The following is a 12290-nucleotide window of genomic DNA, read 5'->3' on the forward strand; positions in this document are numbered from 1 at the left end:
TGCTATGCCGGGTATTTCAACTACCGTTTGATTAACGCAAACACGCCCCAGCCAAAGTATTCGCGCGTATAAGTCGTATGGCGTTTTGGCGCCATCGTCAGCTCCGCCCGGACTTCTGGCACAAACTCATCATCGGGGTTTTCCTCCAACCAACGTCGCATGGTGAGCCATTTCGCCGCTTCGTAGCGGTCCCAACCTTCCTGGTCCGCCAGCACCATTTCGACGAGGTCATAGCCAAGCGCATCGTAAGAGGAGACCAGATCGGCAAGCGTCAGAAAGTCGGCGAGCGAAGAGGCGCCACAGGCCTGTGCTATCTCTTCCGTTGCCGGTACCTGGCGCCAGTACGGTTCGCCGATCAGCAGCATACCGCCGGGCTTGAGGCTTTTGCTCAGCAGCTCGATAGTCCCGGCGACGCCGCCGGCGATCCAGGTCGCGCCCACGCAGGCGGCGATGTCGCATTTTTCCTCGGCCACATAACCGGCGGCGTCCTGGTGAATAAACGTCACGCGGTCGGCAACGCCGAGCTCTTCTGCCCGCAGCTTAGCCTGCTCGCTGAACAGCGCGCTCATGTCGACGCCGATGCCGCGAATGCCGCGATCGCGCGCCCAGGTACAGAGCATCTCCCCCGACCCGCTGCCAAGATCGAGTATCCGGGTTCCGGCCTTCATTCGCAGCGCGCGGCCAAGGGCGGCGTATTTTTCCGGCGTAAACGGGTTATGGATGCGGTGAGCGCTTTCACTAATGGTGAAAATACGTGGAATATCCAATGGTTGAATTCCTTTTATGGGTTTTGCGGAAAGAGAATCGGGAACGTTTTTTTCGGCCAGCAGCGCGTACAGCTTGCCGGTAAAGGTTTCGCTGACCGGCCATTCCGCCTCATCCGGGCGAGTAATGGTGGTCAAACCCGCCGTGCGCAGCAGGTCGAGATAAGCATCATCATGCCAGGCGGTCATCCGGCTGCCGAAGCGCGTCACCTTGCCGCTCTCTTCAATCGCCATAAACCGCGTGGAGCTGGTTTGCGCCGCCGGATCCCAGGCGTGCTCCGTCAGCAGCAGGTGCGGAACATCAAGAAACAGCCCCTGCGGACAGCGCTGCCAGCCGGGATCGGCCATTCCCTGACGTTTAACCTCTGCATAGGTATGAACCTCGATGAGCAGCTTTCCCCACGGAACCAGCCACTGCGCGCAGCGATGAACCAGCGAGCGGGCCTCAGCCGCGCTGAACACGTTCAGTTCACCGAAGGTCATCATAATGAAATCAAACTGGGTTTCCGGCGCGTACTCGCGAACGTCCTGCTGGTGATAGGTAATATCCAGCCCGGCCGCCTGCGCCTGCTGCCGGGCCCAGGCGATCGACGCCGGCGAAAAATCCACGCCCGTACAGTAAAAGCCGCGCTCCGCCAGCAGGCGGGTGTAAAAGCCCGGCCCGCAGCCGAGGTCCAGAATGCGCGCGCCGGCGGGTAGCTGTCCGGCAATCCACGCGACCTGTTGTTCGATAACCGCCCGCCTGCGGCTGGCCCAGTCGTGCTCCTGCGACAGATGGTTCTCCAGCATACGCTGGCTAAAAGCCGGTTCATCCCAGGGGATTTTGCGCTCCCGGGATGACAACGCGATATGCCTGGAACCTGTAATAATCGTGCCAATAGTCATCATCATCTCCTTATTGATTACTCGCGCCAGTGCTCGGGTTTCATTAACGCCCGGGCGCACTGTATCTGGCCCGCTCGCCCCAGCGGCTGAGACGAAATCGGCTGCAGCATCCAGCAGGCTTTATGCGCCGCGGGAATCGGATAAGGCGCCGGATAGCCTTTATCTCCCGCGCATGGCTCAAACCCGTGCCTGGGGTAGTAAGCGGCGTGGCCCAGAACAAATACCGTCTGGCTTCCCATTGCTTTCAACTGCTCAATGCCGTGCCGGATAAGCTCTCCGCCAACGCCTACGCCCTGGTATTCCGGCACCACCGCCAGGGGAGCAAGGATGTGCATCATCGGCGAGTCCGGCTCCCCTTTGAACGTCGCCCGGGTGAATAAAATATGCCCAACCGCCTCTCCGTTATGCCTGGCCAGCAGCGATAGCGTCGGGCAGGCGCTCTCATCGTTAAGCAAATCGGCCACCAGCCTGGCCTCTTTGCTGTAGCCGAAAGCCCGGGTTTCGACGTCGAGAATGTCATCGGTATCGCCTTCAGAGGCGACATGAAAAGTGAAGCTGTGGTTTGTCATCAGAGGCTCCTTAGCGATTGTCCAGCTGTGCGCGGACGTTATTCAGCCCGGTGGTATTGATGCGGTAGGGCTGTCCGTTGACGGACTTAATCAGCTTTTTGGTTTTGAGTTTTTTGAAAACGGCGAGCGTGCAGTCGCTGAGCAGGAGCCCTTCGCGGCTGTAGCATTCAACAGAGGTGACGCGGCCTGATGCATCGCGGATGTGCGCGATCCGGCCACCTTTAGCGAGAACGTGTAAGGTACGTTGTTCCTGACGGGATAGATTCATACTGAAGAAACCTGTTAATCATCATGCGTAAAAACGAGCCAACACCCGCAGGTGTTCGCGTAAGGTTTAAGCGCAGCGATAACCAGTCCGGCCTGAAAAGGTCGGGAAGCTGATTATCTGATGATGACATTCTCCAGCATCAAAGCCTCGGTGAGAGTTGAAAAGGTATTTACCAGCGGAATGATAACACGTAGTTTTTATATGGAAATCGTAATAATCAAAAAGTGTGATCTGCTGCGAGTCCGTACGCGCTCCGGCCGGCATCAATGACCGCCTCCGTTCTTCTGGTCGATAGGTTTGGTACATTGGTTAACCATTTCGCAACACGACGCTACCCGCCGCGCACTGACCCTATGCCCATGAAGAATTCCACTTCCCCGGTTCTGAGTAATCTCTTGAAGTACATGAAAAATGCTTAACACTAACGCCAGCAGAATCAGCCCGCGCCCCGTGGCGGTTTAACAATGCCGCCCTGTTTAACGTTCCCTCCCCTTCACGCATCTCCGTCACACTTTGGTTTACCAATTTGCCATTCATGGTTGACATGTTCGACCAATTGGAGGAATTTATACGCCATATCGTCTGGTTTCCCCTCCGTTACGATGGTTGACCGGAACCGACGCTACCATCAAAGCAGCGGCCTGAAGCAGGTCAATAACGTGAAAGAGGTTAAGCATGGAACAGACATGGCGCTGGTATGGCCCTAACGATCCGGTCACTTTAGCTGACGTCCGTCAGGCGGGCGCAACCGGAGTGGTTACCGCCCTGCACCATATCCCGAACGGTGAAGTGTGGACGGTTGACGAAATCCTCAAGCGTAAAGCCATCGTGGAAGCCGCCGGGCTGGTATGGTCGGTGGTCGAAAGCGTACCGATTCACGAAGAGATCAAAACCCATACCGGCAACTACGCGAAGTGGATCGCTAACTACCAGCAGAGCCTGCGCAATCTGGCCCAGTGCGGCATCCGTACCGTGTGCTACAACTTTATGCCGGTCCTTGACTGGACCCGTACCGACCTGGAATACGTCCTGCCGGATGGCTCCAAAGCCCTGCGTTTCGATCAAATTGAATTCGCCGCCTTTGAACTGCATATCCTCAAGCGTCCGGGCGCGGAAGCGGACTACACCGCCGAAGAGGTCGCTCAGGCGAATCAGCGTTTCGCCGCCATGAGCGATGAAGATAAAGCGCGCCTGACCCGCAACATTATCGCCGGTCTGCCGGGCGCGGAAGAGGGATATACCCTCGACCAGTTCCGCCAGCACCTTGCCACCTATAAAGATATTGATAAAGCCGCGCTGCGCGAGAATTTCGCCGTCTTCCTGAAAGCGATTATCCCCGTCGCCGAAGAGGTTGGCGTACGTATGGCGGTACACCCGGACGATCCGCCGCGCCCGATTCTCGGCCTGCCGCGCATCGTCTCGACCATTGAAGATATGCAGTGGATGGTCGACACGGTGAACAGCATGGCTAACGGCTTTACCATGTGCACCGGCTCCTACGGGGTCCGCGCCGACAACGATCTGGTGGATATGATTAAGCAGTTCGGCCCGCGCATTTACTTCACCCATCTGCGCTCTACGCTGCGCGAAGAGAACCCGAAAACGTTCCACGAAGCCGCTCACCTGCACGGCGACGTGGACATGTACGAAGTGGTGAAAGCGATTGTTGAAGAAGAGCACCGCCGTAAAGCGGAAGGCAAAGAGGATCTTATCCCTATGCGTCCTGACCACGGCCACCAGATGCTCGACGATCTGAAAAAGAAAACCAACCCCGGCTATTCCGCGATTGGTCGCCTGAAAGGGCTGGCTGAAGTTCGCGGCGTCGAGCTGGCGATTCAGCGCGCTTTTTTTAGCCGCTAATTCCTGACTGGCGGGGCCGACGTCCCGCCTTTACCTCTTCGGCCGCCTTTTGCGGCCCACTCTGGAGTTTGCTATGACTGCAACCATTGCCGACAGCAACCTGCCGGTGACGCGCCCCGCGTGGGATCGTTCTCGCCTGGAATCCCGCATCGTTCACCTGGGCTGCGGCGCATTTCACCGCGCGCATCAGGCGCTTTATACCCATCATCTGCTGGAAACCAGCGACAGCGACTGGGGCATCTGCGAAGTCAACCTGATGCCGGGCAACGATCGCGTTCTGATTGAACAGCTGAAAAATCAGCAGCTGCTCTACACGGTGGCGGAAAAAGGCGCTGACAGCACCGCGCTGAAAATTATCGGTTCGATGAAAGAGGCGCTGCATCCGGAAATCGACGGCTGTGACGGCATTCTGCGCGCCATGACGCGTCCGCACACGGCAATCGTCTCCCTGACGGTCACTGAAAAAGGCTACTGCACCGATGCGGCCAGCGGCCAGCTCGATCTCAACAACCCGCTGATTCAACACGACCTCGCCAACCCGACGACGCCGAAATCCGCCATAGGCTATATCGTCGAAGCGCTGCGCCTGCGCCGTGAGCAGGGTCTTGAGGCCTTTACGGTGATGTCCTGCGATAACGTCCGCGAGAATGGCCACGTGGCGAAAGTGGCGGTGCTTGGCCTGGCCCGGGCGCGCGACCCGCTGCTGGCGGCGTGGATTGAAGCCCATGCCACCTTCCCGTGTACCATGGTTGACCGCATCGTACCCGCGGCGACGCCGGAAACGCTGCAGGAGATTGCCGACCAGCTTGGGGTCTACGATCCGTGCGCCATCGCCTGCGAACCGTTCCGCCAGTGGGTGATTGAAGATAGCTTCGTCAGCGGCCGCCCGGCGTGGGATAAAGTCGGCGCGCAGTTTGTTGAAGACGTCGTGCCGTTTGAAATGATGAAGCTGCGGATGCTCAACGGCAGCCACTCCTTCCTGGCGTATCTTGGCTATCTCGGCGGCTATGAAACCATCGCCGATACCATGACCAACCCGGCCTATCGTGAAGCGGCTTTCGCCCTGATGATGCAGGAGCAGGCGCCGACGCTCTCCATGCCGGAAGGCACCGATCTCCAGGCCTACGCCACGCTGCTGATTGCCCGTTTCAGCAACCCGTCGCTGCGCCATCGTACCTGGCAGATCGCCATGGACGGTAGCCAGAAGCTGCCGCAGCGCCTGCTGGATCCCATCCGTCTGCATCTGCAAAACGGCAGCAGCTGGCGCCATCTGGCGCTCGGCGTGGCGGGCTGGATGCGCTATACCCAGGGCATCGACGAGCGGGGGCAGCCTATTGATGTTGTCGACCCGCTGCTGGCGGAGATCCAACAGATCAACCAGCGTTTTCAGGGTGCAGAACGCGTCGCCGCGCTGCTGGCGTTAAGCGGAATTTTTGCCCACGATCTGCCGGACAATAGCGATTTTATTGCGGCGGTGACGCAGGCTTACCACGCGCTGTGCGAACGCGGCGCCCGCGAGTGCGTTGCGGCGCTCGGCGGCGGCCTGTAACGCTCTGTCCTGCCATGGGTCAACTGCACACCAATGTGGTTGACCCGTTTTCCCACTCTCCGCGCACGGGGAGGTGCCAACCCCCTGGCCAGATGCTATAGTCAGCCACCGGGCTATCGCATCTCACAACATAACATCATGAAATCACAAACTTCTCAGCACAGACCCTATCAGGAAGTCGGCGCGTTGATCCGCAATCTGATCGTCCAGACGCCCTATAACCCCGGCGATCGCTTACCGCCGGAACGTGAAATCGCCGAGATGCTGGACGTGACCCGCACCGTGGTCCGCGAGGCGCTGATCATGCTGGAGATTAAAGGGCTGGTCGAAGTGCGCCGCGGCGCCGGGATCTACGTGCTCGATAACGCCGTCGGAGAAGGCGCGGCGGAGAGCGCGGACATCAATCATTGCAATGATGCCGGTCCGTTTGAACTGCTGCAGGCCCGCCAGCTGCTGGAGAGCAATATCGCCGAATTTGCCGCCCTGCAGGCAACCCGGGAAGATATCATCAAAATGCGCCAGGCTTTGCAGCTGGAAGAGCGCGAGCTGGCCAGCAGCGCGCCGGGCGGCTCCGAAAGCGGCGATATGCAGTTTCATCTGGCCATTGCCGAAGCGACCCACAACAGTATGCTGGTCGAGCTGTTCAGGCAGTCATGGCAGTGGCGGGAAAATAACCCCATGTGGATCCAGCTGCACCGCCATCTCGGCGATACCCACTACCGCCAGGAGTGGCTGGTGGATCACAAACGGATCCTCGCCGCCTTAATCAAAAAAGACGCCCGGGCGGCCAAGCTTGCCATGTGGCAGCATCTGGAAAACGTCAAACGCCGCCTGCTGGAGTTCTCCAACGTCGATGATATCTACTTCGACGGCTACCTGTTCGACTCCTGGCCGCTGGACAACGCTGACGCCTGATCCCTGCCGCTGGCGCACGGATAGCGGCCGTCCGCGCGCCTTCTGTGCCGCAGCGCAAAAGTTGATAATGATTCTCATCTTTATTGTCGCCCTGACCGCGCAGTGATAAGGTGACGTCATCCGATGACGCCCTCTCCGGTGCCGAAAACCGCATGAACAAGACAACTACGCAGAACGAACCCGCCCGCCAGGCGCTGAGGAAAACCTTCTCCGTCAGCGAGTTTATGGCGTTTGGTGAACGATACGGTATCGACTACCGCTTCCCGCAACTGCTGCAAAAGCCGGAGCCTCCGCACGCCAGCCCGGTGCTGCGGGGAGAAGTGGAAGAGATGACCCTGCCCTGCGGCATGTGCGTCACCCATTCTGATGTTCACGTATTGCAGCCTTATGAGACCACCTCCCGCCACAGTAGCCCGCTCTATATGCTGGTGGTGCTGGAAGGCTGCGTCGCGCTGACCCTCAACGGGGAGCAGCACCTGGTGCGTTCCGGGATGGCCTTCACCTCGCGCCTTAGCGAACATCAGGCCATGCGCGCCCGCCACGATGCCGACAGCCGGCTCCGTACGCTCTCCCTCGGACTCTACCCGGACGGCACCTGGCGCGATGGCCTGCTCGATTCATTGATGCGCGAGTGGGAAAGGTGCCAGACGCCAACGCTTATCTGGCAGATACCGGGTTTTCTGCTGAGCGGACTGCAGTACGCGCAGCAGAGCGCGCTGAGTCGCGTGTCCCGACAGCTGATGCTGGAAGGGCTTATCCTGCAGCTGTTCGGCCATGGGCTGAGCGTCTGTCAGGATGAAAGCGCGAAGCACGTCGCCCCGGCGGGCGGCGAACAGCAGCGGCTGGAGAGAGTTCGCCGCCTGCTGGAGCAGGCGCCGGAAAACGACTATACCCTCAATGAGCTGGCCCAGCGGGCGGCGATGAGCTCCAGCAGCTTGCGCAGTAAGTTTCGCCAGGCCTACGGCTGTTCGGTTTTTGACTACCTGCGCGATTGCCGGCTGGCGCGGGCAAGAAGCTATCTGCTGGAGGGCTATAGCGTGCAGCAGGCGGCCTGGATGTCGGGCTACCAGCACGCCACCAACTTCTCTACCGCTTTTCGTCGGCGCTACGGCATCTCGCCCTGCGATGTGCAAAAGCCGGGCTAATCCATTTTTCCCCTTTTTGCGAAAAATAGTCAGCGGCTTTGGCAGCGCGCATACGTATCCTGGCATTGCGCATAGCTATAGACAGCATCAAAAAGGTAATAATTCTTATTAACAATTAGAAATGCCTTTGGAGATGTTCATGTTTGCGAAAACTCGCCTGGCGCTACTGGTAGGATGGGTGACCGGCGGCGTCGCCTTCCCGCTGCTGGCCCAGGAAACAACAAAAAACGAAACCATCGTGGTCACTTCGCAGATGCAGAGCGGCGCGACCAAAATTGCCACCCCGGATATAGAGACCCCGCAATCGGTGTCTATTATCACGCGCGAGCAGTTTGAAGAACAGGGCGCGATCAGCGTCCGCCAGGCCGTGAGCTATACCCCCGGGGTATACAGCAACCAGATTGGCGCCTCCAACCGCTTTGACTATATCGTCCTGCGCGGCTTCTCCGACGGCAGCCTGGATAACGTCTATCTCGACGGCCTGAAAATGATGGGCGATACCAACTCGCACAGCTCGCTGGTGGTCGATCCGTGGTTCCTGGAAAATATCGAAGTGGTGCGCGGCCCGGCCTCAGTGCTGTACGGCCGCTCTTCGCCCGGCGGCATCGTCGCCCTCACCTCGCGTAAACCCTCATTCGATCCCGGCGGGGAAATCAAGCTGTTTGCCGGGAATAACAACCAGCGCGGGGCAGCGTTTGACGTTACCGGGGCGCTGGACGATAACGATCGCGTGGCGGCGCGCTTAAGCGGCATGACCCGCTATGCAGACTCGCAGTTTGATACCTTAAAAGAGCAGCGCTACGCGATTATGCCCAGCCTGACCTGGCGCATCACCGACCAGACGCGCCTTGATTTGATGGCCTATCTGCATCGCGACCCGGAGGGCGGCAGCCACTCGGGCCTCCCCTATGAAGGTACCGTGGTGCCGCACTACGGCAAGAAAATCGCTAACACCTTCTTCGAGGGAGAAGATGACTACGACAAGTACGATCGCCGCGAAAATATGGTCGGCTACAACTTCGAGCATCTGTTTGATAACGGCTGGTCGGTGCGGCAGAAGCTGCGCTACCTGCATACCAAAGTCGAGCTGAATCAGGTTTATGCCGCGGGCTGGCTGAACGAAACCGAGCTGAACCGCGGCTATTCCGGCTCGGACGAAAAGATGAACGCCATCACCCTCGATAACCAGCTCGACGGCAGCGTCGATACCTGGGCCGTTAACCATCGCCTGCTGATAGGGATCGACTATCAGGACCGCAGCAACGACACCACCGGCTACTATGGCGCATTCCCGGCCATTGACGCCTTTAATCCGGTCTACGGCGCGAAGCCGGATTACATCACCATGTACAGCCGCGAGAAGCACAAGCTGCGCCAGACCGGCTACTATTTACAGGATCAAATGTCCTGGGAGCGCTGGCGTTTGACCCTCGGCGGGCGCTACGACCAGGTCAGCGTCTCCAACATCGATAAGCTTAATCAAACGCGCAGCGATCTGGATAAGAACAACTTCAGCACCCGCGCCGCGCTGCTGTATCTGTTCGATAACGGGTTTGCCCCGTACATCAGCTACTCCACCGCCTTTACACCCACCAGCTTCGCCGACGAAAACGGCAACGTGCTGGATCCGATGAAAGGCAAGCAGTGGGAAGCCGGGCTGAAGTATGAGCCGGAAGGAATGAACAGCCAGTTCAGCGCCTCGGTATTCCGCATCAATCAGACCAATATCGCCACCAAAGAAGAGCCGACCGATCCGTATCGTTCGATTGGTGAAATTGAGTCGAAAGGGGTGGAGCTGGAGGCGATAAGCCAGCTAACGGATAGCTTCCGCCTGCAGGCCGCCTATACCTACACCGACATTCGCTATAAGAAAAGCAGCCCGGAAGAGCAAGGCAAGCGTGCCGTTTACGCACCGCGCAATCAGGCCAGCGCCTGGCTGAGCTATGATGTGAAAAGCGGCCCGCTGGATGGCCTGACGCTGGGTTCCGGCGTGCGCTACGTCAACGGCATTACCAGCGACCGCCTGAATACGCACACTCTGCCGTCCTGGACGCTGGTGGATATGGCGATCGGCTATGACCTGTCGAAGGTGGGAATTAAAGGCCTCAGCGCCCAGCTGAACGTGAATAACCTGACCGACAAGAGCTACGTTGCCGCCTGTAACTCGCTCTCTTACTGCTACTTTGGCGCAGAGCGCAGTATCGTCGGCAGCGTCTCCTGGAAGTTCTGATCGCGCTAAAAAAGCCCGGAGTGTTGCGCTCCGGGCTGCGGGTTACTCTTCCGCTTTATGGGCCCACGCGGGCATGGCCGTTAAGTAGCGCATCGCCCGCTTGCGCGCTTCCGCGGGGCCGACCTTCTGCCAGGAATCGAGGAACTCGGCCAGGCCGGAGACGGCGTCCTCCCAGGATTTAAGCTTCCCCTCGCTATCGCAGCACCAGGCGCAGTACTCTTCGCTTGCGCTTTTCGCCTCCCCGGCGGACATCGGCATTCCACAGGCCTGACAAAACCGTTCTTGCTGTGACATAGAGCGCTCCTTTCTTGCGGGTTGAGCATAAAAAATACAGCATTGTTTGCACAATAACGTTCTGCCAGTTCAAATATCCGTAAATTATTTGTGGTTATTGTTGTATCACCCAGCATTGCTCCCGGTTCTCTGAACGCGTTCGTCTACACTAAACAGGGACAGGTGTTTGACGCAGCTGATTCAGGCGCATCCACGGTTTAAAACAGATTAAGACAGGACGCAACCATGCAACTTAACGACCCTACCCTTTTTCGCCAGCAGGCGTTGATTAACGGACGCTGGCGCGACGCCAGCAGCAAAGAGACCCTCGCGGTCACGAACCCCGCCAACGGCCAGCAGCTGGGCAGCGTGCCCAAAATGGGCGCCGCAGAAACCCGCGAGGCTATCGATGCCGCCGCCGGCGCGCTGCCCGCATGGCGCGCCCTTACCGCCAAAGAACGCTCCGCTATCCTGCGCCGCTGGTTTGAGCTGATGATGGAGCATCAGGACGATTTGGCGCGCCTGATGACGCTGGAACAGGGTAAACCGCTGGCAGAAGCAAAAGGTGAAATCAGCTACGCCGCCTCCTTTATCGAGTGGTTTGCCGAAGAGGGCAAGCGCATCTACGGCGATACCATTCCCGGCCATCAGGCCGACAAGCGGCTGCTGGTGATTAAACAACCGATTGGCGTAACCGCCGCTATCACCCCGTGGAATTTTCCCTCGGCGATGATCACCCGTAAAGCGGGTCCGGCGCTGGCCGCAGGCTGCACGATGGTGCTCAAGCCCGCCAGCCAGACCCCGTTCTCCGCGCTGGCGCTGGCGGAGCTCGCCAACCGCGCCGGGATCCCCGAGGGGGTGTTTAACGTGGTCACCGGATCGGCCAGCGAAGTCGGCAATGAGCTCACCGGTAACCCGCTGGTACGCAAACTCTCGTTTACCGGCTCGACGGAAATTGGCCGCCAGCTGATGGAACAGTGCGCGAAAGATATCAAGAAGGTCTCGCTGGAGCTCGGCGGCAACGCGCCGTTTATCGTTTTTGACGACGCCGATCTGGATAAAGCCGTCGAAGGCGCGCTGGCCTCCAAGTTTCGCAACGCCGGGCAGACCTGCGTCTGCGCCAACCGCCTGTATGTCCAGGATGGCGTCTACGATCGTTTCGCCGAAAAGCTTCAGCAGGCGGTGAGTAAGCTGCAAATCGGCGATGGCCTGCAGCCGAACGTCACCATCGGGCCGCTGATTGACGAGAAAGCGATCGCCAAAGTACAGGAGCATATCGCCGATGCGCTGGGCAAAGGCGCGCGGATAGTAACCGGCGGGAAAGTTCATGAGCTCGGCGGAAACTTCTTTCAGCCAACGATTCTGGTGGACGTCCCCGGTGATGCCAAAGTGGCGAAAGAAGAGACCTTTGGCCCCCTCGCCCCGCTATTCCGCTTTAAAGATGAAGCGGATGTTATTGCTCAGGCCAACGACACCGAATTCGGCCTGGCGGCCTATTTCTACGCTCGCGATCTGAGCCGCGTCTTTCGCGTCGGCGAAGCGCTGGAGTACGGCATTATCGGGATTAACACCGGCCTGATCTCCACCGAGGTCGCCCCGTTCGGCGGCGTGAAATCTTCCGGTCTCGGCCGCGAAGGGTCGAAGTATGGCATCGAGGATTACTTAGAAATCAAATACATGTGCATTGGGATTTAGCCAATAAACGCGCCAGCCCCGCTGGCGCGAATTTTTTAACGCTCAAGTGCGGATCGGCCAGGAAATGTAGTCACGACGGCCGTTCGTTTGCCGCCCGGGTCTCTCCGCCCCTATTTAATCGTAACCGCCATTTTTAT

10 protein-coding genes and 1 pseudogene are annotated in these 12290 nt (G+C 58.8%); 6 read left to right on the forward strand and 5 right to left on the reverse strand.

Translation table 11 applies throughout. The features are described from left to right. Nucleotides 1-20: 20 nt before the first annotated feature. The 4 genes and pseudogenes from ABLV30_RS27895 to ABLV30_RS27910 form a co-directional block, all read right to left on the reverse strand. Nucleotides 21-767, reverse strand: coding sequence for a class I SAM-dependent methyltransferase (locus ABLV30_RS27895; protein ID WP_224322392.1), 747 nt, complete (start codon nt 765-767; stop codon nt 21-23). A 351-nt stretch (nt 768-1118) separates the two neighbouring features. Further along, nucleotides 1119-1655, reverse strand: a pseudogene (locus tag ABLV30_RS27900) (class I SAM-dependent methyltransferase); the annotation flags it as partial. Nucleotides 1656-1666: 11 nt separating this feature from the next. Beyond that, a complete protein-coding gene (locus ABLV30_RS27905; protein ID WP_064378312.1) occupies nt 1667-2218 on the reverse strand; it encodes an N-acetyltransferase in 552 nt (183 codons plus the stop codon). Between the two features lie 10 nt (nt 2219-2228). After that, complete coding sequence (locus ABLV30_RS27910; protein WP_004110819.1) at nt 2229-2486, reverse strand: YjhX family toxin; 258 nt, start codon at nt 2484-2486, stop codon at nt 2229-2231. Between the two features lie 675 nt (nt 2487-3161). Between ABLV30_RS27910 and uxuA the strand changes: the two genes are divergently transcribed. The 5 genes from uxuA to foxA all read left to right on the forward strand — a co-directional run bounded on the left by uxuA (nt 3162) and on the right by foxA (nt 10185). Next, nucleotides 3162-4346, forward strand: coding sequence for a mannonate dehydratase (uxuA, locus tag ABLV30_RS27915; protein WP_014228054.1), 1185 nt, complete (start codon nt 3162-3164; stop codon nt 4344-4346). A gap of 73 nt (nt 4347-4419) precedes the next feature. After that, nucleotides 4420-5895 carry a fructuronate reductase gene (locus ABLV30_RS27920; protein ID WP_128696736.1) on the forward strand — a complete coding sequence of 492 codons (1476 nt, stop codon included), beginning with the start codon at nt 4420-4422 and terminating at the stop codon, nt 5893-5895. Nucleotides 5896-6033: 138 nt separating this feature from the next. Next, entirely contained in the window at nt 6034-6810 is a 777-nt protein-coding gene (uxuR, locus tag ABLV30_RS27925; protein WP_004847986.1) for a Uxu operon transcriptional regulator, read from the forward strand. Nucleotides 6811-6962: 152 nt separating this feature from the next. Continuing rightward, nucleotides 6963-7955 (forward strand): AraC family transcriptional regulator, encoded by a 993-nt coding sequence (locus ABLV30_RS27930; RefSeq protein WP_014228052.1) that lies wholly within the window; start codon nt 6963-6965, stop codon nt 7953-7955. Between the two features lie 121 nt (nt 7956-8076). Continuing rightward, on the forward strand, nt 8077-10185 hold the full coding sequence (gene foxA / locus ABLV30_RS27935; protein ID WP_088168441.1) for a ferrioxamine B receptor FoxA: 2109 nt from the start codon (nt 8077-8079) through the stop codon (nt 10183-10185). Between the two features lie 42 nt (nt 10186-10227). On the opposite strand, the gene ABLV30_RS27940 is transcribed toward foxA, so the two are convergent. Continuing rightward, nucleotides 10228-10479, reverse strand: coding sequence for a zinc ribbon domain-containing protein (locus ABLV30_RS27940; protein ID WP_025107253.1), 252 nt, complete (start codon nt 10477-10479; stop codon nt 10228-10230). 225 nt (nt 10480-10704) lie between these two features. On the opposite strand from ABLV30_RS27940, the gene gabD reads away from it, so the two are divergent. After that, nucleotides 10705-12153: an NADP-dependent succinate-semialdehyde dehydrogenase gene (gene gabD / locus ABLV30_RS27945; protein ID WP_014228049.1), complete on the forward strand. Its 1449-nt coding sequence runs from the start codon at nt 10705-10707 to the stop codon at nt 12151-12153. The last annotated feature ends 137 nt before the right edge of the window (nt 12154-12290 follow it).

Source organism: Klebsiella sp. CN_Kp113, assembly GCF_040064585.1.
Classification (GTDB): domain Bacteria; phylum Pseudomonadota; class Gammaproteobacteria; order Enterobacterales; family Enterobacteriaceae; genus Klebsiella; species Klebsiella michiganensis.